Annotated in this window: 19 protein-coding genes and 1 pseudogene; 10 read left to right on the top strand and 10 right to left on the bottom strand. The window is 72.7% G+C overall.

Annotation, left to right across the window (positions count from 1 at the left end):
- The 6 genes from QNO09_RS38230 to QNO09_RS38255 form a co-directional block, all read left to right on the top strand.
- The coding region (locus QNO09_RS38230) for a substrate-binding domain-containing protein (RefSeq protein WP_283974839.1) at nt 1-226 on the top strand (226 nt) is incomplete at its 5' end.
- A gap of 87 nt (nt 227-313) precedes the next feature.
- Nucleotides 314-1,558 (top strand): sugar ABC transporter substrate-binding protein, encoded by a 1,245-nt coding sequence (locus QNO09_RS38235; RefSeq protein WP_283974840.1) that lies wholly within the window; start codon nt 314-316, stop codon nt 1,556-1,558.
- Nucleotides 1,559-1,578: 20 nt separating this feature from the next.
- Nucleotides 1,579-2,562, top strand: a complete 984-nt coding sequence (locus tag QNO09_RS38240; RefSeq protein WP_283974841.1) for a carbohydrate ABC transporter permease — start codon at nt 1,579-1,581, stop codon at nt 2,560-2,562.
- Nucleotides 2,559-3,410 (top strand): carbohydrate ABC transporter permease, encoded by an 852-nt coding sequence (locus tag QNO09_RS38245; RefSeq protein WP_283974842.1) that lies wholly within the window; start codon nt 2,559-2,561, stop codon nt 3,408-3,410. Before QNO09_RS38240 ends, QNO09_RS38245 begins: the two co-directional genes overlap by 4 nt.
- A 110-nt stretch (nt 3,411-3,520) precedes the next feature.
- Nucleotides 3,521-5,278 (top strand): amylo-alpha-1,6-glucosidase, encoded by a 1,758-nt coding sequence (locus QNO09_RS38250; protein ID WP_283974843.1) that lies wholly within the window; start codon nt 3,521-3,523, stop codon nt 5,276-5,278.
- Between the two features lie 56 nt (nt 5,279-5,334).
- Complete coding sequence (locus QNO09_RS38255; protein WP_283974844.1) at nt 5,335-7,209, top strand: RICIN domain-containing protein; 1,875 nt, start codon at nt 5,335-5,337, stop codon at nt 7,207-7,209.
- Nucleotides 7,210-7,321: 112 nt separating this feature from the next.
- Here the strand turns inward: QNO09_RS38255 and QNO09_RS40185 are convergent.
- From QNO09_RS40185 to QNO09_RS38280, 5 genes and pseudogenes are all read right to left on the bottom strand, one after another.
- Nucleotides 7,322-8,605: pseudogene (locus QNO09_RS40185) on the bottom strand (SWIM zinc finger family protein); the annotation flags it as partial.
- Between the two features lie 1,493 nt (nt 8,606-10,098).
- Nucleotides 10,099-12,939 carry an SCO1167/SCO6262 family helicase gene (locus QNO09_RS38265; protein ID WP_283974846.1) on the bottom strand — a complete coding sequence of 947 codons (2,841 nt, stop codon included), beginning with the start codon at nt 12,937-12,939 and terminating at the stop codon, nt 10,099-10,101.
- Between the two features lie 150 nt (nt 12,940-13,089).
- Entirely contained in the window at nt 13,090-13,671 is a 582-nt protein-coding gene (locus QNO09_RS38270; protein WP_283974847.1) for a sugar kinase, read from the bottom strand.
- Nucleotides 13,668-14,816 carry an ROK family glucokinase gene (locus tag QNO09_RS38275; protein WP_031106526.1) on the bottom strand — a complete coding sequence of 383 codons (1,149 nt, stop codon included), beginning with the start codon at nt 14,814-14,816 and terminating at the stop codon, nt 13,668-13,670. Before QNO09_RS38275 ends, QNO09_RS38270 begins: the two co-directional genes overlap by 4 nt.
- A gap of 108 nt (nt 14,817-14,924) precedes the next feature.
- Complete coding sequence (locus QNO09_RS38280; protein WP_283974855.1) at nt 14,925-15,662, bottom strand: GntR family transcriptional regulator; 738 nt, start codon at nt 15,660-15,662, stop codon at nt 14,925-14,927.
- A gap of 128 nt (nt 15,663-15,790) precedes the next feature.
- On the opposite strand from QNO09_RS38280, the gene QNO09_RS38285 reads away from it, so the two are divergent.
- Nucleotides 15,791-16,798, top strand: coding sequence for a Gfo/Idh/MocA family protein (locus QNO09_RS38285; protein ID WP_283974856.1), 1,008 nt, complete (start codon nt 15,791-15,793; stop codon nt 16,796-16,798).
- 32 nt (nt 16,799-16,830) lie between these two features.
- On the opposite strand, the gene QNO09_RS38290 is transcribed toward QNO09_RS38285, so the two are convergent.
- A complete protein-coding gene (locus tag QNO09_RS38290; protein WP_283974848.1) occupies nt 16,831-17,508 on the bottom strand; it encodes a response regulator transcription factor in 678 nt (225 codons plus the stop codon).
- Nucleotides 17,509-17,618: 110 nt separating this feature from the next.
- Nucleotides 17,619-18,902 carry a sensor histidine kinase gene (locus QNO09_RS38295; protein WP_502962408.1) on the bottom strand — a complete coding sequence of 428 codons (1,284 nt, stop codon included), beginning with the start codon at nt 18,900-18,902 and terminating at the stop codon, nt 17,619-17,621.
- Nucleotides 18,903-19,071: 169 nt separating this feature from the next.
- On the opposite strand from QNO09_RS38295, the gene QNO09_RS38300 reads away from it, so the two are divergent.
- Nucleotides 19,072-19,272: a hypothetical protein gene (locus tag QNO09_RS38300; protein ID WP_283974849.1), complete on the top strand. Its 201-nt coding sequence runs from the start codon at nt 19,072-19,074 to the stop codon at nt 19,270-19,272.
- A 54-nt stretch (nt 19,273-19,326) separates the two neighbouring features.
- Here the strand turns inward: QNO09_RS38300 and QNO09_RS38305 are convergent, their stop codons facing one another.
- Nucleotides 19,327-19,953 carry a dihydrofolate reductase family protein gene (locus tag QNO09_RS38305; RefSeq protein ID WP_283974850.1) on the bottom strand — a complete coding sequence of 209 codons (627 nt, stop codon included), beginning with the start codon at nt 19,951-19,953 and terminating at the stop codon, nt 19,327-19,329.
- Nucleotides 19,954-20,479: 526 nt separating this feature from the next.
- Here QNO09_RS38305 and QNO09_RS38310 point away from each other — a divergent pair.
- Nucleotides 20,480-21,223: an SDR family oxidoreductase gene (locus tag QNO09_RS38310; RefSeq protein ID WP_283974851.1), complete on the top strand. Its 744-nt coding sequence runs from the start codon at nt 20,480-20,482 to the stop codon at nt 21,221-21,223.
- Nucleotides 21,224-21,280: 57 nt separating this feature from the next.
- Here QNO09_RS38310 and alc read toward each other — a convergent pair whose 3' ends face one another.
- Nucleotides 21,281-22,396: an allantoicase gene (gene alc, locus QNO09_RS38315; protein ID WP_283974852.1), complete on the bottom strand. Its 1,116-nt coding sequence runs from the start codon at nt 22,394-22,396 to the stop codon at nt 21,281-21,283.
- A gap of 37 nt (nt 22,397-22,433) precedes the next feature.
- A complete protein-coding gene (gene allB / locus QNO09_RS38320; protein ID WP_283974853.1) occupies nt 22,434-23,774 on the bottom strand; it encodes an allantoinase AllB in 1,341 nt (446 codons plus the stop codon).
- A 237-nt stretch (nt 23,775-24,011) separates the two neighbouring features.
- Here allB and QNO09_RS38325 point away from each other — a divergent pair, with 237 nt between their 5' ends.
- A complete protein-coding gene (locus QNO09_RS38325; protein WP_283974854.1) occupies nt 24,012-24,809 on the top strand; it encodes an IclR family transcriptional regulator in 798 nt (265 codons plus the stop codon).
- Nucleotides 24,810-25,200 lie beyond the last annotated feature (391 nt).

The following is a 25,200-nucleotide window of genomic DNA, read 5'->3' on the forward strand; positions in this document are numbered from 1 at the left end:
TGTGCCGCGCGACTTCTCCGTCACCGGAGTGGTGGCGAGCCGGTGGGCGGAGACGGTCACCCCACCGCTCACCGCAGCCGACGTACCGGCGGAACAGATGGGCCGGCTTGCCGTCGACCTGCTCATCGAGCGGCTCGACCACCCCGAGGCCGCCCCTCGGCACCACCTGCTCGCGCCACCGATCTCGCTGCGGTCCAGCACCGGCCCCGCCGGCCCGAACCCCTAGCCACCCTCACCCCTCCCCAGCACTTCCGGCCACCCCTGATCGCCACTCCCACGGCACCCCCTTGCCCACAACGCGAAGGAACGCGCAATGAACAGATCCACCAGACGGCGCCTGACCGCCGCGGCCATGACCGTCGTCGCCGTCGCCACCGGCACCACCGCATGCTCGTCCGGCTCGGGCAGCACCGACGCCAAGGGCGCGGGCAGCGGCACGTACACCATCTGGGACCCCTATCCGCAGTTCGCGAAGGGCTCGGCGTGGGTGAAGCTGCTGGACGACTGCGGCACCAAGGCCGGTGTGAAGGTCAAGCGGACCGCCTTCGACACCAGCGACCTGGCGAACAAGACGCTGCTGGCGGCCCAGCAGGACAACTCCCCCGACGTGCTCATCGTCGACAACCCCGTGGTGTCGACCCTGGCCGAGGCGGGCGTACTCACCACGACCGACGACAATGATCTGGACACCTCGAAGGTGGACGCCAACCTGCTCGCGGCCGGTCAGTCGCACGGCAAGACCTACGGCACGCCGATCGGTGCCAACACCCTTGCCCTCTACTACAACAAGAAGGTGCTCAAGACGGCCGGGGTGGACATCTCCTCGGTCAAGGACTGGAAGTCGTTGACCGAGGCGCTGGCAAAGGTCAAGAAGGCCGGCAAGAAGGGCATCACGTTCTCCGCGATCGGCACCGAGGAGGGCAGCTTCCAGTTCCTGCCCTGGTTCTGGGGCTCCGGCGCGAAGCTCACCGAGGTCGACTCGGACGAGGCCGTGTCCGCTCTGTCGCTGTGGAAGGGCTGGCTGGACAGGGGCTACGCCCCCAACTCCGTGCTCAACAACACCCAGACCACCAGCTGGCAGGAGTTCGCCAGCGGCGACTACGCGTTCGCCGAGAACGGCACGTGGCAGCTGGCCAACGCCGAGAAGGCCGGCTTCGACTACGGAGTCGTCCCCGTCCCGAGCGCCACCGGCGGCGACGCGGCAGCCCCGACGGGCGGAGAGTTCGTCACCCTCCCGGTGCAGGGCGACACCGGCCGCTACGCCACCTCGCAGAAGCTCGTGTCCTGCCTGACCAGCAGCGAGAACCTCCTCGCCACCGACACCACGCTCTCCTATGTCGCACCCACCAGCGAGGTCCAGGACAAGCAGGCCGCGGCCAACCCCGCGTTGAAGCCGTGGATCGACGCGGTCAAGGCGGCCAAGGGACGCACGAGTGATGATCTGGGGACCAAGTACCCGAAGATCTCCGAGCAGTTGTGGAAGGCCGTCCAGTCCGCGCTCAGTGGGTCCAAGTCCCCCGAGGACGCGCTCTCCGCGGCACAGTCCGCCGCCAAGTAAAGGGCGTCAGAGGCCGGTTGATGAATCACACGACACAGGTGCCGGACCGGCTGCCGGTGCGCGACCGGACCGGGGCGGCCACCGCCGCCCCGCCTCCGGACCGTTCCAGGGCACGGCGGCGTCCTTCCTCCGAGCAGTGGGCCGCCTGGGCCTTTCTCGCCCCGGTCACCGTCTACCTCGCCCTCTTCTACGCGTATCCCCTCTACCGCAACCTCGATCTGAGCCTGCGCGACTACACCGTCCGCTCCTTCGTCCAGGGCGACGCCCCCTTCACCGGTCTCGCCAACTACCGGATCGTCTTCGACGACCCGACCTTCGCCCCCGCGCTCCTGCACACCGCGGTGTTCACCGCCGTGTGCCTGCTCTTCCAGTACGCCATCGGCCTGGCCCTCGCGGTCTTCTTCCACCAGAACTTCCGGCTTTCGGCGACCCTGCGGGCCCTGTTCCTGGTGCCCTGGCTGCTGCCGCTGATCGTGTCGGCCTCGACCTGGTCGTGGATGCTCAACAGCGACTCCGGCATCGTCAACGCCGCCCTGCACGCCGTCGGTCTCGGCCCGGTGAACTGGCTGACCTCGCCGTCCTGGTCGCTGGCCTCGGTGATCATCGCGAACATCTGGATCGGCGTCCCGTTCAACCTGGTCGTGCTCTACAGCGGCCTGCAGTCCATCCCGGCCGGTCTGTACGAGGCCGCCGCGCTCGACGGGGCGGGCCCGTGGCGCCGGTTCTGGAGCATCACCTTCCCGCTGCTGCGTCCCGTCTCCGCGATCACCCTGCTGCTGGGGCTGGTCTACACGCTCAAGGTCTTCGACATCATCTGGATCATGACCAAGGGCGGTCCGGCGGACTCCTCCACCACCTTCGCCACCTGGTCCTACCAGCTCGGCTTCGGCAACCTGCTGCCCGCCTTCGGCCCGGGCGCGGCCGTCGGCAACCTGCTCGTCGTCGCCGCCCTGGTCTTCGGCCTGGTGTATCTCAGGGTCCAGCGAAAGCAGTACGCCTCATGACGACCATCGCGACCGCACACCGCCCGCGCCGGGCCCGCCGCACCACCTGGTGGAAGACGGCCACGGGTCTCGTCCTCACCGCGCTCATGCTGTTCCCGGTCTACTGGATGCTCAACGTGTCCTTCACCCGCGACCAGGACATGCGCAAGAGCCCGCCCGGCCTGTTCCCCGTGCACGGCACCCTGGCCGGTTACCGGGCCGTGCTGGACGAGCAGTTGCCCTACCTCGCCACCAGCCTCGTCGTCGGCCTAGGCACCGTTGTCCTGACCGTCGCCCTCGCCGCGCCCGCCGGCTACGCGCTGGCCAAACTCCGCCCGCGCGGCGGCGGTGTGCTCAGCTTCTTCTTCCTGGTGGCCCAGATGGTCCCCGGCATCATCATGGCGATGGGCTTCTACGCCATCTACCTCCAGCTCGGCCTGCTCCAGTCCGTCCCCGGCCTGATCGTCGCGGACTCCACTCTGGCCGTCCCCTTCGCGGTCCTGATCTTCACCGCGTTCATGTCGGGCATCCCCCGCGAACTGCTCCAGGCGGCGACGATGGACGGCGCCGGGCCCCTGACCACCTTTCGGTCCATCGTCCTGCCGATGAGTCGCAACGCCGTCGTCACGGTGTCCCTGTTCGCGTTCCTGTGGTCCTGGTCCGACTTCATCTTCGCCAGCACCCTCGCCAGTGGCGGCACCCACCAGCCGATCACCCTCGGCATCTACCAGTACATCGGCAACAACAACCAGGAGTGGAACGCCATCATGGCCACCGCCGTCGTGGCCTCACTGCCCGCCACGGTGATCCTCGTGCTCGCCCAGCGCTACGTCGCCGCCGGCGTGACCGCCGGAGCGGTCAAGGACTGAGCCCACGGCACGGACCCGGACCAGGTCCTCCCACCCCGTCCCTACGCCCGACCATGACCGAGCCCCCGTGGTCGGCCGTTGCCCCCTGCTCGAGAAACGAGTCACCCGTCATGACCGCCGCACCGCCCGGCCCGTCCTTCTCCGTCCACGACATACCCTTCAGCACACACGGATCCTGGTTCGGTATCTCTCCCGTACTCGCGGAGAAGACGCGTGCCGAAGACCTCCACCTCGTCTCGCACCAGAACGGCATGCACGCCGTCCTGCGCCTGGTCCCGCTCGAAGTGGCGACGGGCGACCGGGCCGGGACGCGCGTCGAAGCCACACCGAGCCTGCTCCGCTGGATCCACGAGAGCGGACGCATCGAACTCGCCTACGAGTCCCCGGACACGGTTCGCGTATGCGGCGCGGGCCTGGGCCTGCGCGTCAGCGCGGCGGCGCAGACCCTGACACCCTTCAGCGGCACCTACTTCTACCGCGACCCGGTCGCCGACGCGTACGTGTTCACCTCGTACGAGACCGGACGCCGCTACCGGGTCACCGTGCTGTCCGGCTCTGTGACCGACACGTCCGGGTCCGAGGCCCTGGGCAGCGCGGAGCGCGGTGTCACCATCGCGGCGGACTCCGGCGGAGGTTGGGAGATCGCGGTGGAGGAATGCGACGCCGCCCGGGCGCCCTACGCCTCGTCGGCGGGATTCGGCGCAGTCGCGGAGGCCGCCCGGAACTCCTTCGCGGACTTCGTCGACGCGGTGGCCCCCTGGCGCTCGTCCGCCACCCCGGCCGCCGAACTCGCCGCCTACGTCGTGTGGTCCGCGACCGTACGCCCGGCCGGCCTGCTCGCACGGCCCGCGGTGCTGATGTCCAAGCACTGGATGGACAAGGTGTGGAGCTGGGACCACTGCTTCAACGCCCTCGCCCTGGCCTCCGGTTGCCCGGAGCTGGCGCGCGACCAGTTCGCGCTGCCCTTCGACCACCAGGACGAAAGCGGCGCCCTGCCCGACTCGGTCACCCACTCCGAGGTGCTGTACAACTTCGTCAAACCACCCATCCACGGCTGGGCCTTCGGCCGTCTGCGCGGACGGCTGCCCAGACCGCTCGACCAGGCGGAACTGGCCGAAACGTACGGCATGCTGGAGCGCTGGACGAACTTCTGGCTCACCGCACGGCGCGCCCCCGGCGCCGCACTGCCCCACTACCAGCACGGCAACGACAGCGGCTGGGACAACGCCACCACCTTCGACCCCGAACGGGTGGTCGTCACCGCCGACCTGGCCGCCTTTCTCATCCTCCAGCTCCACGAACTCGCCCGGCTCGCCAGCGAGTTGGGGCGCTCCGAAGACGCCCGCAAGTGGACGCGCACGGCCGAGGAGACCCAGGCCGCCCTGTTCGACGAGCTCTGGCAGGACGACCGGTTCATCACCCGTTCCGCTCACGGCGCGGACACCTGGAGCAGCTCCAGCCTGCTCGACCTGATGCCCGCCGTGCTCGGTGAGCACCTGCCGGACGATGTCAGCGCCGTCCTCGCCGAACGCATCGAAAAGCACCTGACTCCGCACGGCCTCGCCACCGAACTCCCCGGCTCACCGCACTACCTCTCCGACGGCTACTGGCGCGGACCGATCTGGGCCCCGGCCACCGTCCTCATCGAGGACGGCCTGCGCCGCGCCGGCCACCACCGTCTCGCGGACGAGATCAGCGCCCGCTTCCGCGCCCTGTGCGAAACGTACGGCTTCGCCGAGAACTTCGACGCCCTGAACGGCACGGGTCTGCGCGACCGCGCCTACACCTGGACCGCCAGCAGCTACCTCCTTCTCGCCGGAGCCCGAGAACTCCGGCACACCGCACCCGCCGCGCACACCGGCGGCTGAACCCCCCTGGGCACCCCGCCCAGGCAGCACCCACCCTCTCGGGAGAACTCATGCACATGTCCCGCTTCCTTCCACCGCTCAGACACACCGCGGAGCCCGGTTCCGCAGGCGGCCGCCGTCTGCGCAGGACCACCGCGCTCACCGCGCTGTTCGCGTCGGTCGGGGCCGTCCTCCTTCCCGGCACTACCGCCCAGGCCGCCGACACCACCGTCACCGTCGACTTCGCCACCGCGGGAGGCGCCCCCACCTACCGCGCCTCGGGCACGATCTACGGCATGACCGAGAACGGCTCGCTGCCGCAGGACCACTTCTACAAGGACATCAAGTGGAAGTTCATGCGGGCCGGCGGCGCCCAGCTCGACAATCCCGGCGGCTGGGTCGCGGGTAAGTACGACCGCCGCTGGAACTCCACCCGGGCGCAGTACCAGCGCACCAAGACGCTGGGCGGCACCTTCGTCATCCTGCCGCACGACCTGTGGGGCGCCGACGGCACGACCAGTCCCACGTTCCCCGGCGACAACGGAGACTGGACCCGGTTCGACGCCTTCTACGACCGCCTCATCGCCGACGCGCAGGCGGCGGGCATGACCGACATCCAGTGGGACATCTGGAACGAGCCCGACTGGACCCCCTTCTGGGCGCGCACGCAGGCCCAGTACCTGGAGATGTGGAAGCGGGCCTACCAGAGGATCCGCGCCGCCTTCCCGAACGCGGTGATCGTCGGTCCGAGCACCGCCGGCAAGCCCGCCGGAAGCGGTTCGGGGTGGTGGAACACGTACCTGGACTACGTCAAGACGAACAACGTCGAGCCGAACATCTACAGCTGGCACGATCTGCCCGGCGACCCGGTCGTCGACGCGAACGCGGTCCGGTCCAAGCTGTCGGCGCGGTCGATGACCACCAGCCGGCCCTTCCAGGTCAACGAGTACGCCAACACGAACGAGCAGACCCCCGGGCGCGGGGCCTGGTACATCTCCCGTCTGGAGCGGGCCGGAGCCGACGGGCTGCGCGCCAACTGGGCGTCGGGCGCGAGCCTGCACGACTTCCAGGCCAACCTGCTGACGAAGAACAGCGCAGGGCAGTACCTGCCGTTGGGGGAATGGTTCCTGTACCGCTACTACGGATCGCAGTCCGGCAACATCGTCAAGCTCACGCCAGGCACCAACACCGACGGTCTGGCGACCAAGGACAACACGGCCAGAAACGCCAAAATCCTGCTGGGCAGCAACGGCAACACCGGTAACGTCACCGTCAACCTCGACCGTCTGGACACCACCGACGTCGTCGAGAACGGCCGGGTGCGTGCGGTCCTGCAGCGCATCCCGAACAACGACGGGGGCGCTGTCACCGGGCCGGTCACCGTCTCGGACCAGACTCTGACCGTCGGTTCCAACTCCGCGTCCCTCACCGTCCCGTGGACGGACTCCAGGGACGGCTACACCGTCACCCTGCTCCCGCCGTCCAACACGACGATCTCCACGGTCGCCGTCGCCCAGCACAGTGGACAGTGTCTGGACGACACCAACCTGTCCACCGCCAACGGCACCCAGTACCAGCAGTACCACTGCGAGGGCGGTTACCAGCAGATGCTCGACCTGAAGCCGGTCGCGGGCAAGGCCGACACCTACACGATCGTCAACGAGCACAGCGGCAAGTGCCTGGACGTGGCGAACGCCTCCACCGCTGACGGGGCGTCCGTCATCCAGTTCACCTGCGGCAGCGGCACCAACCAGCAGTTCACCCTGCGTCCCGTGACCGCTCTGGGCCATGCCCAGGACCACCAGCTGGTCGCCGTGCACAGCGGCAAGTGCGTCGACGTCAGCGGGATCTCCACCGCGGCCGGTGCGAAGATCCACCAGTGGACCTGCGACACCGCGAGTGCCCTGACCAGCAAGAAGAACCAGATCTGGCGTCTCCAGGGCATGGGCTGACCCGCGTTCCCTCCATGGAGGCTCTCGGCCACAACGGGGAGCCCCCATGGGCTGCCGCCGGAATCCGCGACCTCGGCGACACCGTCCGCGTCGAAGTGGACCCTCCGCCGGGTCAGAGGTCGCTCGGCAGGCCGAGGCCGGTCAGCGCTCCGACCGGGTCCAGGTCGGGGGTGCCTCTGGGCCACCAGTCGTCGTGGCCGGGCTCGGACTCGTAGGCGTACCAGAGGCCGTCTCGGCCGAGGCGGAGCTGGACGTGGCCCTGGGGGTGGGTGAGGTGATTGCGCCAGGGCCGGAAGGCGGGCAGATCGGCGGCGAGGAGGAGGGGCCGGGCCCGGTCGAACCGGCCGGCGGGCGGGTCCCACGGCTCCTCCAGCACGGCGAGACCCTCCAGTCCGCCCTGGCGCCAAGCGGCGACCGCGCGGGCCAGCTCGGACGGGGTGCGGCCCGCCGCGGAGGCGAGGGAGGAGTAGAGCGCCCGGCTGCCCGCGGTGAGCCCCGCCCCGGGACGAGCCGCTGCCAGGCGGACCGCGTCCTGCCAGAGGGTCAGCTCACCGACCGGGTCGCGGCCGGTGTGAAGCAGGGCGTGGGCGCGGGCGGCGGCGTCCGTGGCCAGTTGGTCCAGGGCGAAAGGGTCCGGGCCGCCGGGGGCCGCCGGATAGGCCGGGGGCTGCTCGGGGTGCGCGGGCGGAGGCAGTGGTGCGGGAAGGGGCGGGAGGGCGCGCGATGCGAGGACCTCCGCCGCCCGCACGCCGGGCAGGGGCGCCGGGCCCCGGTCCTGCGCGGCGCGCGCGGCGCGGGTGGCGCTCAGCCGGGACAGCGCGTCGAGCAGATCCCGCTCGCCCCGGCCGCGCAGCAGAAGCAGGACGAAGGGGTCGGCGTCGAGGAGCCGGGCGGTCTGGTAGCAGAGGGCGGCCGCGTGCTTGCAGGGGTGACCGCGGTCGGGGCAGCTGCACCGCGGCTCCAGGTCACCGGGACCGGGCAGCAGCGGCACACCGCAGTCGGCGAGGGACTGGGGCATCTCCTTGTCGAGCAGCGCCGCGATGTGCCCGGGGCGATCGGCGGCGGCGTCCAGGAACCGGTCCCAGTCGGTGTCGTCGAGCGTGCGCAGACGGACCTGGACGCGGTACGGGCGGGGGCGGCTGCCTTGGACGTAGGCCAGCACCAGGCCGGGTGTCACCGTGATGGCGTCGACATGCCCCTGCCCGGCGTACCCCCGCCCGCGCTCCAGCCGCTTCACGTCCAGCGCACCCTGCTCCAGGGCGCTGACCCAGGCGTTACCCCACCAGCTCTCGGCGAAGCGTTCGCCGACCCGGGGTGGGAAGGGCGGGAAGGTACGCCGCAGTTCACTGTCGCGGGAGGGGGCCGCCATGGAGCGGGGCGACCTGGGGGTGCGGGACGACGCGGGGGCCGAGCGCGGTGCCGAGAGCTGCGCCGAGTCGGCGGTCGGGGAACTCGCAGGCGCCGGATGACTGGGGCGGGCGTAGGCCGGGGCCGACGGCGGAAGCGTCGTCGCCGGGCCGTCGGGGCGCGCGGCGGGGTCCCTGGGCTGGGGTGTCGGGGTGCCGGACCCGGTCGGCACGGCCGAGGCCTCGGAACCGGCCCCCGGGCCTCCGACCCGGTCGGGCGCCGCAGGGCTGTCCCTGTGTCCGGCGAGGGCCGGGCGCGACGATGCCGACGTACCGGACCCGGTCGGCGCAGCCGAGACCTCGGAACCGGCCCCCGGGCTTCCGGCCCGGTCGGGCGCCGCAGGGCCGGGCGCAGCCGGGTCGGACTCGCTGTACGGCTTCTCCTGACTGGGTCCGGCCGGGTCGTTACCGCCGTACGGCTCCTCCCGGCCGTGCTCGATGTGCGGCCTCTCCGGGCTTCTGTCGGCGGAGCGGTGCGGCAGGTCGGCCATGCGAGCCGGAGCACTCGCCTGCTCGGTGGTTCGCTCATGGTCGTCGGTGGGCGGGTTCGGCATCCGGAACGCGTCGGACAGCAACTGCCGGACCTCGCGCACGGCCGGGGCGTCCGCGCCCGCTCGCCGCGCGGCCGCCGCTCTGTCGTCCACGGCGCTCTGCCGGGCCCGGCGCCTGCGGCGGGCGCCTTCCCGCTCGGTCTCCTCGCGGGCCCGCCGCGCGTCGTCCCGCGCCGCGCGCAGCGCCTCACGGGCGATGTCGGCGGCGCGTGGCTCGGCTCCCCCCGCCCGGGTGGAAGGCCGCGCGGGGGCGGCAGCGGTGGGGACGGCCCCCGCCGGGGCCGGGCTGGTCCGAGGGTTGCCGTGGGATGCCTGGGGTTGCGGCGCCGGGGTGTCGCCGGGTGCGCCGGCGTCGTCAGGCGCACCGGTGGCCTCCCCCGCACCGGCGATCGCGGAGGAACCGGCGATCTTCGACGCACCGGCGATCTCGGGTGCATCGACGGCTTCGGCGGAACCGGCGACCGCGGTGGCATCGAAGGCCTCCGACGAACCGGCGTTCTCAGGCGCATCGATGATCTCGGAGGAACCGGCGATCGCGGAGGAACCGGCGCCCGCGGGCGCACTGGTGGATTCAGGGCCCTGGTCCGCCTCGCGACTGTCGGCGGCTTCGGCGCCGCAGTCGTCCTCCCGACCGGTGGCCTCGGAAACATCGGCGACATCGGATGCATGACCGGCACCACAGGCATCACAGGCATCACAGGCATCAGGGACACCAACGACATCGGGAACATCGTCACCGGCCTCGTCCCGAACGGACGCCGCCCTTCGGAGCGCCTCGCGTGCCACATCTGCCGGGCCGGGGGTCCCCTGGTCGGCGGCGCGCCCGGCCGGGGGCGGGCCCGGCCGGGCAGTCGGTGCCGGGCCGGTTTCCCTGGCCGCCCGCTCCCGGGCCTCGCGCAGTGCGCGGCGGGCCTCGTCGGCCGGGCTGGGGGTCATGACGACCTCCGCAGGGACACCAGGTCGGACAGCTCCCGGTCCGTCAGTTCCGTGAGGGAGGACTCGCCGGAGCCGAGGATCGCGTCGGCCAGGGCCCGCTTGGACTGGAGCATCTCGGCGATGCGGTCCTCGATGGTGCCCTCGGTGATGAGGCGGTGCACCTGGACCGGCTGGGTCTGGCCGATACGGTAGGCGCGGTCGGTGGCCTGTTCCTCGACGGCCGGGTTCCACCAGCGGTCGAAGTGCACGACGTGGCCCGCGCGGGTGAGGTTCAGGCCGGTGCCGGCCGCCTTGAGCGACAGCACCAGGACCGGCGTCGAACCGGCCTGGAAGCGGTCCACCATGCGCTCCCGCTCGGGGACCGGCGTACCGCCGTGGAGGAGGTCGACCGGGACCGCGCGGGTGGCCAGGTGGGTGGTGATCAGGCGGGCCATCCCGACGTACTGGGTGAAGACGAGGGCGGACCCGTCCTCGGCCAGCAGCGTGTCCAGCAGCTCGTCCAGCAGGGCGAGTTTGCCGGAGCGGGCGGCGAGCCGGTCGCCCGCGGCCGGGGTGTGCTCCTCCTTGAGGAACAGCGCCGGGTGGTTGCAGATCTGCTTCAGCGACGTGAGGAGCTTCAGCACCAGGCCCCGGCGGGGCATGCCCTCGGCCGTTTCGATGGCGAGCATCGACTCCCGGACCACCGCCTCGTACAAAGCGGCCTGTTCGCGGGTGAGCGGCACCGGATGGTCGGTCTCCGTCTTGGGCGGCAGCTCGGGCACGATGCCCGGGTCCGACTTCTTGCGGCGCAGCAGGAAGGGCCTCACCAGGCGGGCCAGGCGCTCCACCGCCTCCTCGTCCTCGCCGTTCTCCACGGCCCGCGCGTGCCGGGCGCGGAAGGACTTCAGGGGGCCGAGGAGGCCGGGGGTGGTCCAGTCGAGCAGGGCCCACAGCTCCGAGAGGTTGTTCTCGACGGGTGTGCCGGTCAGGGCCACGCGCGCGGGGGCCGGGATGGTGCGCAGCGCCTTGGCGGTGGCCGAGTAGGGGTTCTTCACGTGCTGCGCCTCGTCGGCGACGACCATGCCCCAGGCGCGCTCGGTCAGGGCGGGGGCCGTCGAGCGCATGGTGCCGTACGTGGTGAGGACGAAACCGCCGTCCAGGCCGTCGAGGCTGCGGTCGGGGCCGTGGAAGCGGCGGACCGGGACTCCGGGGGCGAAACGGGTGATCTCCCGCTGCCAGTTGCCGAGCAGGGAGGCCGGGCAGACGACGAGGGTCGGTTCGCGGCGGGCCCGCTTCAGGTGCAGGGCGATGAGGGTGACGGTCTTGCCGAGGCCCATGTCGTCGGCGAGGCAGCCGCCGAGGCCGAGGGAGGTCATCAGGTCGAGCCAGGCCAGGCCGCGGAGCTGGTAGTCCCGGAGGGTGGCCCGCAGAGCCGGGGGTGGCTCGGCCGGGCGGATGCCCGCGGTCAGGCGGTCGCGCAGGGCGGCCAGGGCGCCGACCGGTACGGCCTCGACCGTCTCGCCGTCCACGTCGGCGGTGCCGGTGAGGGCGACGGACAGCGCGTCGACCGGGTCGAGCAGGCCCAGGTCGCGTTTGCGGGCCTTGCGGACGAGCGCCGGGTCGACGAGCACCCACTGGTCGCGCAGCCGGACGACCGGGCGGTGCGCCTCGGCGAGGGCGTCCATCTCGGTGTCGGTGAGCGGGTCGCCGCCGAGGGCCAGCTGCCAGCGGAACTGGAGGAGGTCCTCGCTCTCGAAGAAGCCGGTGCCGTCGGTCGCCGAGCCGGGGGCCGGGCGGACCACCGCCGCGGCCGACAGGTCCTGCGCGAGGTCCCGCGGCCAGTGCACGGCGACCCCGGCCGCGGCGAGCCGGGTCGCCGCGACGCCGAGCAGGTCGTTCAGCTCGTCCTCGGTCAGGGCCAGCACGTCGGGCACGTCCTGGTCGGCGAGCCGGTCGAGCGGGGGCCAGACCCGGGCCGCCCGGCGGACGGCGAGGGCCGCGTCCACGCGCGCGCGGGGTCCGAAGGCGTCGGTGGCCGCGCCCGCCCACAGGGCCGCGGCATCGGCCACGAGGGTGGGGTCGGCGAGGCTGTGCACCTGGACGATCGCCGCGCCGGCGCCGCCGTCGGAGGCGTCGTCGAACAGGTCGTAGGCGGACAGGTCCAGGCGCAGCGAGACGCGCACGCCGGCGTCCATGCCGGCGGCGACCTCGGCGGCCCAGTCGTGGGCGGCCGGCAGGTGCTGGGCCTCGCGGGCCGCGAAGGGCCGGCCGGAGGTGTGCGGCGCGGCCGGGGTGCGGGGCAGGGTGTCGGCGACCGCGTCCAGGAAGGCGCGCACCAGCGCTTCCGGTTCGGGCAGCCGGAGCGGGCCGGGGCCGGGCAGCGGGACGGCGTGGCCTTCGTGGGGCAGGGCCGCGGCGACCGCGCGCAGGTGCGCGACGTCGTCCGGGTCGAGGGGGCCGGCGCGCCAGGCGTCGTGGCCCGTGGCGGTCAGGCCGGGCAGCAGCCGGCCGCGCGCGGTCAGTCGGAGGGCGTGCAGGGCGGCCGCGCCCCAGCAGGCCGTGGCCGGGTGGGCCGCCGGGTCGTGCCGGGCGCGGACGAGGAGGGGCAGGGCCGCGTCCAGCGGGAGGGACAGGGCCGGGGTGGTGCGGCGCCGGACTCCGGCGGTGCCGTGCGGGCGGACGACGGTCAGCTCGGTGCCCTCGGCGGGCGGGGCCTCGGCCGGAAGAACCTCGCCCTCGGGGTCCCAGAAGGCGATGCGCCCGTCGCGCGGGAGGGGCGCGGGCAGGAAGACGGCCGGGAGCCGGACCGGGACCGTGGCGTCCGCCGTCCGATCGGTCGTCTCAGCGGTCTTCCCCATACGTCCTGCCACCTCCCGCCCCGCGTGCCGGATCAGTTGTCTCCGACTCTACGGGCGGGGTCTGACATTGATACTCGTAGCGGGTTCCGGTGGTCGTGGCTCAGGGTCTGACCGACATCCTGCTGGCCTGTCCAATCGGCTCCGGCGGGCTCAGGGCACGGTCCGGGACACGACGTACACCCAGGGGTACGCCGGGTTGGACAGGTCCACGACCACGTCGTGGGTGGGGGCGGGGTTCTTCTGCCGGTGGACGAAGCCGAACCACGCGTCGTTCGCGGCGAACGTCCAGCCGGTGACCTTCCGGTCGCGGGCGCCGATGGTGATCTTGCCCTTCTTCAGATCCTTCCGGGTCACGCCCAGGCCGGTCAGATAGGCGTCCAGACCGGCCGCGTTGGTCTCGAACTGGGTGTACAGGCGACTGGTCTTCCAGTTGTTGGTCTCGTAGTACGCCACGTGCCAGGCGGGGTGCGGGACGGGCACCTGGTAGATCCGGCGCTGGAGCTTGGAGGGCCAGCCCTCGGTGAGGCCGGTCGCCGAGTACTTGGCCTCCTTGTCCTTGCCGCTGTCGCGGCTCTGGTTCGCGGAGATCACGAGGTAGCCGGCCGGAATGCCGATGAGCAGCACGATGATCAGCAGGGTGAGGGCCCTGCGGCGGTTCCTGCGGCGGCGGTCCTCGACCGGGCGGTCCTGCTCGTCGGACCAGGGTCCCTGGTGGGGCAGGGAGGCGGTCACGGCGTCTCCTGGGTACTGCGGAGCGACTGCGTGTACCGCTCGTAGCGCTCGTAGCGCTCCACGCGGCGGCGTTTGGCGCGGCGGAAGCGGCGGGCCACCAGCCGGGCGAGGTCGGCGGCGCCCACCATGCCGGCCTCGGGACCGAGCTGGGCCCGGACGATGCGGGCCTCGGGGCGGTAACCACGGCCGGTGAGATGCCGCTTGAAGGCGTCCCGGGCCGGGCCGATCAGCAGGTCGTCGGCGGCCGAGACACCGCCGCCGATCACGAAGCAGGACGGGTCGAGGGCGGCGGCGAGGTTGGCGATGCCGACGCCGAGCCACTGGCCGATGTCCTGGAGCAGCTCGATGCACATGGCGTCGCCGTCGCGGGCCAGCTCGGTGATCATCGGGCCGGTGATGTCCCCGATGCTGCCCTTGACGTGCTCGATGATCCCGTACGCGACGGGCGAATCGGCGGCGGCCAGCTCACGGGCCTCGCGGACCAGGGCGTTTCCCGAGCTGTACTGCTCCCAGCAGCCGCGGTTGCCGCAGGGGCAGCGGTGGCCGCCCGGCACGACCTGCATATGGCCGAACTCGCCGGCGACGCCGTACTTGCCGCGCTTGACCTGGCCGTCCTCCAGGATGGCGCCGCCGATGCCGGTGCCCAGGGTGATCATGACCAGGTGGTCCTCGCCGCGGCCGGCGCCGAAGCGCCACTCGGCCCAGGCGGCGGTGTTGGCGTCGTTGTCCACGAGGACCGGTACGGAGAGCCGGCCCGAGAGGCGGTCGCGGAGCGGTTCGTTGCGCCAGGACAGGTGCGGGGCGAACAGCACCCGGTTGCGGTCGGCGTCCACCCATCCGGCCGCGCCGATGCCGACGGCGTGCACGTCGTGCCGGTCGGAGAGGTCCAGGACCAGCTCCGCGATGGTGTCCTCGACGACCTTGGGGCTCTTCGACTTGTCCGGGGTCTCCGTGCGGAGCATCTCCAGGATGTTGCCGTCGGCGTCGACGACGCCCGCCATCACCTTCGTGCCGCCGATGTCGATGCCGACCGTGGGCACGCGGGGTGCCGTCAGGTGGGAGCGGCGCTCCCGGGTGCCGACGGTGCGGAGCACGGTGGCACGGCGGGAGCCGATGGGGGCGGTGAAGTCGCGATAGGTGCTCATCGCCGCCGATTCTGCCTCACGGGGCGGCGGGGTGCGGAGCACAGGGGTGGCGCGGATCGTCGCCGGGTGCGGGTGCGCGGGGACTCGTGGCACGGTCACCCGCAGCCCTCACGTACGTACGAGCAACTGGAACTCGAACGAATAGCGCGTCGGACGGTAGGTATGGGTGCCGTACTCGACCGCGCGGCCCGTGTCGTCGAATGTGACGCGTTGCATCGTCAGCAGCGGCGCGCCCGTCTCCTCGGCCAGCCGCTCCGCCTCCTCCGTCGTCGCCGCCCGGGCGCCGATGGACTGGCGGGCGCTGTGCAGGGTGATGCCCGCCGCCCGCATCAGGCGGTAGAGGCCCGTCGTCTCCAACTGGTCGGTGTCGAGGCCGATCAGACCGGGGGGCAGGAAGTTGCAGAGGTGGGCCATGGGCTCGCCGTGGGCGAGGCGCAGGCGCTCGACGCGGTGGACGTCGCTGTCCTCGGCGACTCCCAGTGCGGCCGCGATCTCGGCCGGGGCGGGGACGAGTTCGTTGACCAGGACCCGGGTGGCCGGGCGCTGGCCCGCCGCTTCCAGGTCGTCGTAGAGGCTGCTGAGCTCCAGGGGGCGTTTGACCTGGCTGTGCACGACCTGCGTGCCCACGCCGCGGCGGCGTACGAGGAGGCCCTTGTCGACGAGCGACTGGATGGCCTGGCGGACGGTCGGCCGGGACAGGCCGAGCCGGGCGGCGAGTTCGATCTCGTTGCCCAGCAGGCTGCCGGGGGTCAGCGTGCCGTGCTCGATCGCGGCCTCCAGCTGCTGGGACAGCTGGAAGTACAACGGCACGGGAGAGCTGCGGTCCACGCTCAGCTCGAGCTGCACGGTCGGGTCCACTTCTGGTTTCGGCACGGGCCGAGCGTAGCTCCGTGCGTTGTTGACGGGAAGTCGTGTAGTCAGATTGTCCGGACATGCAGATTGACAGCGGCGGGCTGTGCACGCACTTTGTTCTCATGCGCATCGGCGTCATCGGTACGGGCCGCATCGGCACCATTCACGCGAACACGCTCAGTCGGCATCGCGACGTCGGCTCCCTGATCCTCACGGACGCGGACCCCGGCCGGGCCCAGGACCTGGCGCACCGGCTGGGCGAGACAGCGGCGCCCGGCGTGGAGGAGATCTTCCGCTGGGGGGTCGACGCCGTGGTGATCACGACGGCGACGTCGGCCCACGCCGAACTGATCGGTCGGGCAGCACGCTCGGGCCTGCCGGTCTTCTGCGAGAAGCCCATCGCGCTGGATCTGCCGGGGACCCTGAACGCGATCGCCGAGGTCGAGGCGGCCGGCACGGCTCTCCAGATGGGCTTCCAGCGCCGCTTCGACGCGGGCTACACGGGTGCCCGCGAGGCCGTGCGCTCCGGACGGCTGGGGCGCCTGCACACCGTGCGGGCCCTCACCAGCGACCAGGCGCCCCCGGACGCCGCGTGGCTGCCGCTGTCCGGCGGGCTGTACCGGGACACGCTGATTCACGACTTCGACGTGCTGCGCTGGGTGACCGGCCGGGAGGTGGCGGACGTCTACGCCGCCGGGTCCGACGCCGGCCCCCGGATGTTCCGCGAGGCGGGCGACGTGGACACCGCGGCCGCGCTGCTCACCCTGGACGACGGCACCCTCGCCACCCTGACCGCGACCCGGATGAACGGGGCCGGCTACGACGTGCGCATGGAGCTCGCCGGGGAGCGCGACCAGATCGTGGTGGGTCTGGACGACCGTACGCCGATCGCGTCCACCGAGCCGACCGGGCCACCGGCCGCGGACAAGCCGTGGACGGGCTTCCTGGAGCGGTTCGGCCCCGCCTACGAGGCGGAGCTGAACGCGTTCGTCGAGGTCGTCCGGGGCGAGCGGGCCAACCCCTGCGACGGGCGTGAGGCGCTGCAGGCGCTGCGGATCGCCGAGGCGTGCGAGCTGTCGCGGCGGGAGCGCAGGCCGCTGCACCTCGCGGAGATCCCCGGTGGGCCCTGACCCGGGCTCGCCCTAGGGCCGGCGCCGGGCGGTCAGCGCTCTTCCCGTTCCTCCTCCAGGAGCCCCGCGTCGTGGGCGAGCAGCGCGATCTGCACGCGGTTGTTGAGGTCGAGCTTGGCCAGGATGCGCGAGACGTGCGTCTTCACGGTGGCGACGCTCATGAAGAGGCCGGTGGCGATCTCGGCGTTGGCCAGGCCCCGGCCGACCGCGAGAGCGACCTCCCGCTCGCGGTCGTTGAGGACGGCCATGCGGTCGCGTGCGCGGGTGCGGCGCGTGTCGCCGGCGGTGCCGACGGCGTGCCGCATCAGTTGTCGGGTGACCGTGGGCGACAGGACCGGGTCGCCGGCCGCGACGCGGCGCACCGCGGCGAGGATCTCGGCCGGCGGGGTGTCCTTGAGGAGGAACCCGGCGGCGCCCACGCGCAGTGCGCGCAGGACCTGCTCGTCGGCGTGGAAGGTGGTGAGCACCACCACCTGCGGTGCGTCCGGGCGGGCGCGCAGCCGCTCCGTGGCGGTGAGACCGTCGACCGTCGGCATCCGGATGTCCATGAGGACGACGTCCGGGCGGGTGCGGTCGACGAGGGCCTCCACCTCGGCGCCGTCGGCGGCCTCGCCGACGATCTCGATGTCGTCGGCGCCGCCCATCATGAAGGACAGCCCGGCCCGCACCAGCGGGTCGTCGTCGACGAGGAGCAGTCTGATCTCAGTCATGAGCCTCACGTAATCACGGCCGGCCGGGCGGCGGGCCCGGACGGACGGGGTGACGGTCCGCGCCGACGCCCCGCCCGGCGAAGGGGGTTGACGGCCCGGGCGGCGGGCGCTCATCCGTACGGCAGCCACGCCCGCACCTCGAATCCGCCCTCGGGGGTGGGTCCGTGCTCCAGTCGGCCGCCCGCCAGGGTCGCCCGTTCCGTCAGGCCGATCAGGCCCTGCCCGGAGCCGGGGACGGGCGGCACCTCGCCCTCGGGCGGCGGATTGTGCACGCGGACGGTGAGGCCGGTGCCGGGCGCGCCGGTGACGGTCACGGTGACCTCCGTGCCGGGGGCGTGCTTGCGCGCGTTGGTCAGACCCTCCTGGGCGATCCGGTAGGCGGTGCGGCCGACGGAGGACGGCACGGTGGCGGGATCCTCGACGCGCTGGTCGAGGGAGACCTTCATGCCGGCCTCGCGGGACTCGGCGACCAGTGTGTCCAGCGCCGCGAGCGTGGGCTGCGGCCGGCCCGTGTCGTCGGGCTCGCCCGCCCGCAGGACGCCGATGATCTCCCGCAGGTCCTGGAGCGCCTCGTGCGCGCTCTCCCGGATCACGCCCGCCGCCCGCGCCGTCTGCGCCGGGGGCGCGTCGGGCCGGAACTCCAGGGCGCCCGCGTGCACGCTCAGCAGCGTCAGCCGGTGCGCGAGCACGTCGTGCATCTCCCGCGCGATGGCCTCGCGGGCGAGCCGCTGCGCCTGTTCGGCCCGCAGCCGTGCCTCCGTCTCGGCGCGCCGGGCGCGGTCCCGCAGGCTCACCATGAGCTGCCGTTTGGCCCGTACGAACATGCCCCAGCCGACGATCGCCACGGTGAGCAGCCCGGCGAACAGCACGCTCACCAGGTAGGGAAGGTCCGCGTCGGGGCGCAGCCAGTAGTAGAGGGGCACCGCCGCCACGTTGACGCCGCCCACCCAGGCCACGTACCGGAAGGGACGGTGCACCGCGAGAGTGAACAATGCGATGAGCCCGGCGCCGCCCGCGGTGTCCGAGACGAAGGTGAGGGGGGTCATCGCCACGGCGAGCCCCAGCGGCCAGCGGCGCCGCAGCCAGACCGCCGCGCAGGCCAGCGCACCGATCACCTGGTCGATGACGGCCAGTCCGGGCGGCACGTGGGGATTGTCGGCCAGCGCGTCCGCGGCCACCGCGCCCAGCAGCACGGCCAGCAGGAAGCAGGAGAAGTCGACGACCCAGTCGCGGGCGGTGCGCCGGGGTCGGCGCCCGGCCCGGGCGGCGTCGGGGTCGAGTTGGTGCAGGAGCGCCGACGGGAAGACCCATCTGCGCCCGGTGAACAGCGCGGGTGCCTCGCCCACCGGCAGCGGGGAAGCGTGCCCCACGTCGTCACCACTCACGAGCGACAAATCTACGCAGCGGTGGCCCGTTCCACCCGTCCCCGGACCGGTTCGTCGACCAAAGTCGGCACGCCGCAGACTTTCGATGCCGCGGCGGCGCCGAGGCGGGGACTTCCGGCCCCGGGTCCGCGCCCCGCGGCCGATGTGCGTGGGCGGTCCGCGCGGCGAGGCTCGCGGCATGAAGCAGGTACTGGAGATTCTCGGTTTCCTCGCCCTGGTGCAGGGCGTGGCGGCCCTGGTGCACGAGTTCACCGCCTGGAACTGGGGCCTGGTGCAGCGGCTGGGGTTCCTGGACGGCTACGAGATCTACGCGAGCGTCGCGCTGCTCGTGCTGGGCGTCGCCCTCTTCGCGGCGGCCGGGAGCCGGAAGTCCGTGTGAGCGGCGCACGGACGCCCGGCCCGGGCTCCGGCGGGGTTCGGCGGCGCGGCGCCCTCACGCGTCCTCCGGCAGCCCGAACTCGCCGTACTCCGGGCGGCCCTTCAGGTCGTAGCTCTGGATCGACCCGCCCGCGCCGGTGACGCTCCCCCCGGCATGCTCGAACGCGGTCGGTACGGTGCCCTCGGTGAACAGCCGGAACCCGGAGCCGAGCACGACCGGGAAGGTCAGCAGGTGCAGGGTGTCGACGAGGTCGAGCGCCAGCAGGGACCGCAGGAGGGCGCCGCTGCCGTGCACCTGGACCTCCCCGTCGGTGCGCTCCTTCACGGCGGTGACCTCCTCGGCCAGATCACCGGAGAGCACCGTGGTGCCCGCCCAGCCGGGGTCCGTCAGGGTCGAGGAAGGCACGTACTTCGGCAGCGAGTTGAGCCGGGAGGCGACCGGGTCCGTGGGGTCGGTCACCTTGGGCCAGTAGGTGGCGAAGATGTCGTAGGTGCGGCGGCCGAGCAGGAAGGCGCCCGGGCGGGCGAAGACCTCGCCGATGAACCGGCCGAAGTCCTCGTCGGCGTAGGGGAAGCTCCAGCCGCCGTGGCTGAAACCGCCGCGGGTGTCCTCCTGCGGCCCGCCGGGGGCCTGGTAGACGCCGTCGAGGGTGACGAAGAGGGTGGAGACGAGCTTGCCCATGGCGGGTGCCTTCCTTCCGGGTCGGACGGGATCTGCTGCCATGGGTTCAGACCCCACCGGCACCCGCAACTCATCGCTGCGCCGGACGCGCCTGCGTGCGCCGACGGCGCCGGATGCCCTCTCTCACCGCCGCGACGCCCGGCAGGGCCGCCCTGGCCGGGGACAGGCCCGCACGGCCGTGCCGCGCCCCTGGCCCGGGGGGCAGCCGCCGTGCCGCTGACGGAACCCGGATCTGCGAGCCATGGTCTCGGGCGGCAGCCCGCCCGTGCCGCCGACGGAACCCGGGCCTGCGAGGCATGACCTGGAGTGGTAGCCCGCTCATGCCGTCGGCGGAACCAGGACCTGCGAGGGGCGGCCCGCCACCGCCCGACGGTCCGCCCGGGCGGGGTTCCACGGTCGGGTTCGCCGCCGTGGAACCGGTTCCGTAGGTGCTCCGGACGGCGGGCGTCCGCTTCGGGCTCCCCTCCCGGACTTCCACGTCCGTTCGCCGCCAGCGGCGCGGCCCTGCCGCCGCTGGGATGGATGCATGACTTCTCGAGGAACTCTGCACGGCAAGGTGGCTCTCGTGACCGGCGGGAGCCGTGGGATCGGCGCGGCGACGGCGGTGCGCCTGGCCCGGGAGGGCGCGGACGTGGCCGTCGCCTATGTGAACGGCAAGGAGGCGGCCGAGACCGTCGTCCGGGAGGCGGAGGCGCTGGGGCGCCGGGCGGTGGCGCTGCGCGCGGACGCGGCCGAGGCCGCCGCGGCGGCCGGGGTGGTGGACGCGGCGGCCGAGGCACTGGGCGGGCTCGACATCCTGGTGAACAACGCGGGGGTGGGGGTGCTCGGGCCGCTGGAGACCCTGTCGCTCGCCGAGGTGGACCGGGTCCTCCACGTCAACGTACGGGGCGTCTTCCTGGCTTCTCAGGCGGCCGCCGCGCGGCTGCCCGACGGCGGGCGGATCATCACGATCGGCAGTTGCCTGGCCCAGCGGGTGCCCGGACCCGGCGGGACGCTCTACACGACGAGCAAGGCGGCCCTGGCCGGGCTGACGAAGGCGCTGGCCCGGGAGCTGGGCGGGCGCGGGATCACGGCGAACCTCGTCCTTCCCGGCCCGATCGACACGGACATGAATCCGGCGGACGGGCCGTACGCGGCCGGCCAGGCCGCGATGACGGCGCTGGGCCGGTTCGGTACGGCCGACGAGGTGGCCTCGATGGTCGCGTACCTGGCGGGGGCGACGTATGTGACCGGTGCCGAGTTCTCGGTCGACGGCGGTCACGCGGCGTGAGGGACGTGGGGCGCGCCGGTGTTCTCCGGCCGGGGCGCCCCACGGTCGCGAGGAGGGTCAGCCACCCAGTTCCTGGTGGCGGGCGGCCAGCCGGTTCGCGCCCTCCCGGGTCAGGGAGCCGAACAGGCGCAGGCGGGAGATGCCGCCGTCCGGGAAGATGTCGACGCGCGCCTGCGTGCCGACGGCCGGGGCCGGCAGGACGAAGCGGTGGTTGGTGTCGGGCTGGAGGCGGGTGCGGGGCAGGATCTCCTGCCAGGCGCCGTTCTCGCCGTCCTTGACGGATACCGAGGCCCAGCCGGCGCTGTTGCCCTTGAGGTAGGCGGTGTCGATTTCCAGGGCGCGGATCTGCGCCTGTGCGGTCAGCCGGTAGCGGATCCAGTCGTGGCCGCGGTCCCGGCGGCGGCGGGTCTCCCAGCCGTCGTCCATCTTGTGGGAGCGGCCCGGCTGGATGGTGTTGGAGGCGGGCGAGTAGAAGAGGTCGGAGGCGTCCTCGGCCCGGCCGCCGTTCTCCAGGGCGACGACGTCGAAGGTGCCGAGCGCCCCCAGCCAGGCGGGGTCGGGGATCACCTCGCCGTGAACGCGCAGGCGGGCGATGCCGCCGTCGGGGTGCTGGTTGACCCGCAGGTGGGTGAAGCACTGCTCGACGTCGACAGCGAACCCGTTCGCCGCGTGGCCGCCGACCGGGGTGCGCGGGACGAGGGTCGTCCACTTCACGTCGTCCCCGAGGAGCTCCTGCGGCGAGGGGGAGCCCGCCACGCGGGTGCCCTCGACGGAGACGGCCTGCGGGTAGTTGCCGCGGAAGTGGGCGGTGTCGACGACGATCCCGCGGATCACGCCCGGTGCGCCGAGGCGCACCAGCGCCCAGTCGTGGTCCTCGGCCGTCGGCCAGGGGTGGTCTGCGGAGGCGCCCCGGCGGCGGCGCGTCTCCCAGCCGTCCATGATCTTGCCCTTGTGCCCGAAGTGCTCGGGGTCGAACTCGGCGGGCCCGGGCACCAGCAGGTTCTCGCGCTGGGCGAAGAACTCGTCGTTGGCGGCGATGACACCGGCCCCGAGGCGCCGGTCGGCGAGGTCGGCGTACCGGGTGAAGGGGAAGTCGGCGGCGCGGTAGTCCGCGTACGGGTCACCGCCTCCGTAGGGGTTCGCGTCGCCGGTGAAACTGGGAATCGCCGTCACGGTGATCAGGTCTGCCTTTCGAGGTCCGGGATGGTTGTCAGTGGGTCCGGGTGAGGAGCTGCCCCTTCGGCTCGGTGAACGCGCCGTCCGCGACGATCCGCTGTCCGCGTAGCCAGGTGGACTTCACGACGCCGTGCAGGGTCCTGCCCGCGTACGCGGTGACGTGGTTGCGGTGCTGGAGGGCCGCCGGGTCGACGGTGAAGGTCTCGTCGGGGGCGAGGACGGCGAAGTCGGCGTCGCGGCCCACCGCGATGGCGCCCTTGCGGTCGTCGAGCCCGACGAGTGCGGACGTGCGCGTCGACATCCAGCGGACCACGTCCTCCAGGCCGTGCCCCCGCTCGCGTGCCTCGGTCCACACGGCCGCCAGGCTCAGCTGGAGTCCGGAGATGCCGCCCCAGGCCGTCGCGAAGTCCTCGGTCTTCAGGTCGGCCGTGGACGGGGAGTGGTCGGTGACGACGCAGTCGATGGTGCCGTCGGCGAGTGCCTGCCAGAGCAGGTCCTGGTTGGCGGCCTCGCGGATGGGCGGGCAGCACTTGAACTCGCTGGCGCCGTCGGGGACTTCCTCGGCGGTGAGGGTCAGGTAGTGGGGGCAGGTCTCCACGGTGATGCGGACGCCCTCCGCCCGCGCCCGGGCGATCATCGGCAGGGCGTCGCTGGAGGAGAGGTGCAGGACGTGCACGCGCGCGTGGAGGGCCTTCGCCTCACGGATGAGCTGGGCGATGGCGGAGTCCTCGGCGTCCCGGGGGCGGGAGGCGAGGAAGTCGGCGTACCTGGGGCCGGGCTGCTGCGGGGCGGAGGCGAGGCGGCGGGGGTCCTCGGCGTGCACGATGAGCAGTCCGTCGAAGGCGGCGATCTCGGCCATGGCGCGGGACAGCGACTCCCGGTCCAGGTGCGGGAACTCCTCCACGCCGGACGGCGACAGGAACGCCTTGAAGCCGAACACGCCCGCTTCGTGCAGCGGGCGGAGCTCCTTGACGTTGTCGGGCAGGGCGCCGCCCCAGAAACCGACGTCGATGTGCGCCTTGTCGGCGGCCACCTGCTGCTTGGTCCGCAGGTGCGGGACGGTCGTGGTCGGCGGGAGGGAGTTGAGGGGCATGTCGACGAGCGTCGTGATGCCGCCGGCCGCCGCGGCGCGGGTGGCCGTCCAGAAGCCCTCCCACTCGGTGCGGCCGGGGTCGTTGACGTGCACGTGCGTGTCGACGAGGCCGGGCAGCAGCACGTGGTCGCCCAGGTCCTCCAGGCGGGCGCCGTCCGGTACGGGCGCGTCGTGCGGGAGGACGGCCGTGATCCTGCCGCCGGCCACCGTCACGGACGCGGCACGCGTTCCCTCGGGAGTGATGACGCGCGTCGAGCGCAGCACCAGTTCAGCGTCGGACACCCGAACCCCTTACTTCCGCGTAACGGAATTCAACTTTCTGTTGAAGGAGTCTTCACTCCCTCTCCCGCGCCGTCAAGGGCACACTGGACCGCGGCGCCTTCGACGCGAACACCTCTGGACGTTTCCACAAAGCGGAATTAAACTTCCAGCAAGCAGAACGTAGCTACGTCCAAGCGGGGAGTCAACCGACTGCCGGGTAGGCTTCTGCCCTTCCCGCCCGCCCGAAAGGAACGCGCCGTGCCGACGTCCAGCGCCAGCACCACCGACTCCGCCCGGTCCTCCGCCAACGGCGGCGTCCAGTCCCTGGAGCGCGCCTTCGACCTGCTCGAACGGATGGCGGACGCGGGCGGCGAGGTCGGCCTGAGCGAGCTGTCCGCGAGCAGCGGGCTGCCCCTGCCGACCATCCACCGGCTGATGCGCACGCTGGTGGCCTGCGGGTACGTTCGTCAGCAGCCGAACCGGCGGTACGCGCTCGGCCCGCGCCTGATCCGTCTCGGCGAGTCGGCCTCCCGGTTGTTGGGCACCTGGGCGCGGCCGTACCTCGCGCGGCTCGTCGAGGAGACCGGCGAGACGGCGAACATGGCACTGCTGGACGGGGACGAGATCGTCTACGTGGCGCAGGTGCCCTCGAAGCACTCGATGCGCATGTTCACGGAGGTCGGCCGGCGCGTGCTGCCTCATTCCACGGGCGTGGGCAAGGCCCTGCTCGCCGGTTTCCCGCCGGAGGAGGTACGGGCGCTGCTGTCCCGTACGGGCATGCCCGCCGCGACGGAGAAGACGATCACGACGGCCGACGGGTTCCTCGCGGCGCTGGAGGACGTGCGCCGGCAGGGTTACGCCGTCGACGACAACGAGCAGGAGATCGGGGTCCGTTGCCTCGCGGTCCCGGTGCCCGACTCCCCCACCGCCGCGGCCATCTCCATCTCCGGCCCGGCGGGCCGGGTCACGGAGGCGGCGACGGACAGGATCGTGCCGGTGCTCCAGCAGGTCGCCGGGGAGCTCTCCGTGGCGCTCGCCAGCCAGAACCCCGCATAGCGGCGGCAGACCGCGAGGCTCCGGCCTCGCGGAGCCGTCTCCCGGCGGCGAGGCGGCCGGCGCCCGTGCGGGGTGCCGACGGCGCCCGGGGCGGTGAACGCTCCCCGGCCTGTCGTCCGCATCAGCCCGGCGTCGCGGGGCCTGGCACGCCCCTCTGCGGCGTTGTCGTCGGTTGCCGGCTCCCCCGGGCTCTCGCCCCCGCAACCCCCACCACGTCGACGCTCTCCTCCGCCTTGCAGCGGCACGCACCGTGCCCCACTCGCGTCGGCCGACAGGAGTCGAGCCGCACAGCCAAGCCGGCCTGAGCCCAACGGCAGGCCCTAGGCCGCTTCTGATGGATCTCCGTGGGAGAAGGAGCGGCGTTCGGTGCGTGCTCTGGGGGTCCCCCCTG

Origin of the sequence: Streptomyces sp. 378 (assembly GCF_030124145.1) — a bacterium.
Lineage (GTDB): Bacteria > Actinomycetota > Actinomycetes > Streptomycetales > Streptomycetaceae > Streptomyces.

Bases quoted from the DNA above. Each gene is read 5' to 3' on its own strand.
- QNO09_RS38235 (WP_283974840.1), top strand. From the start codon at position 314: ATGAACAGATCCACCAGACGGCGCCTGACCGCCGCGGCCATGACCGTC.
- QNO09_RS38240 (WP_283974841.1), top strand. From the start codon at position 1,579: ATGAATCACACGACACAGGTGCCGGACCGGCTGCCGGTGCGCGACCGG.
- QNO09_RS38245 (WP_283974842.1), top strand. From the start codon at position 2,559: ATGACGACCATCGCGACCGCACACCGCCCGCGCCGGGCCCGCCGCACC.
- QNO09_RS38250 (WP_283974843.1), top strand. From the start codon at position 3,521: ATGACCGCCGCACCGCCCGGCCCGTCCTTCTCCGTCCACGACATACCC.
- QNO09_RS38255 (WP_283974844.1), top strand. From the start codon at position 5,335: ATGTCCCGCTTCCTTCCACCGCTCAGACACACCGCGGAGCCCGGTTCC.
- QNO09_RS38265 (WP_283974846.1), bottom strand. From the start codon at position 12,939: ATGGGGAAGACCGCTGAGACGACCGATCGGACGGCGGACGCCACGGTC.
- QNO09_RS38275 (WP_031106526.1), bottom strand. From the start codon at position 14,816: ATGAGCACCTATCGCGACTTCACCGCCCCCATCGGCTCCCGCCGTGCC.
- QNO09_RS38285 (WP_283974856.1), top strand. From the start codon at position 15,791: ATGCGCATCGGCGTCATCGGTACGGGCCGCATCGGCACCATTCACGCG.
- QNO09_RS38290 (WP_283974848.1), bottom strand. From the start codon at position 17,508: ATGACTGAGATCAGACTGCTCCTCGTCGACGACGACCCGCTGGTGCGG.
- QNO09_RS38300 (WP_283974849.1), top strand. From the start codon at position 19,072: ATGAAGCAGGTACTGGAGATTCTCGGTTTCCTCGCCCTGGTGCAGGGC.
- QNO09_RS38305 (WP_283974850.1), bottom strand. From the start codon at position 19,953: ATGGGCAAGCTCGTCTCCACCCTCTTCGTCACCCTCGACGGCGTCTAC.
- QNO09_RS38310 (WP_283974851.1), top strand. From the start codon at position 20,480: ATGACTTCTCGAGGAACTCTGCACGGCAAGGTGGCTCTCGTGACCGGC.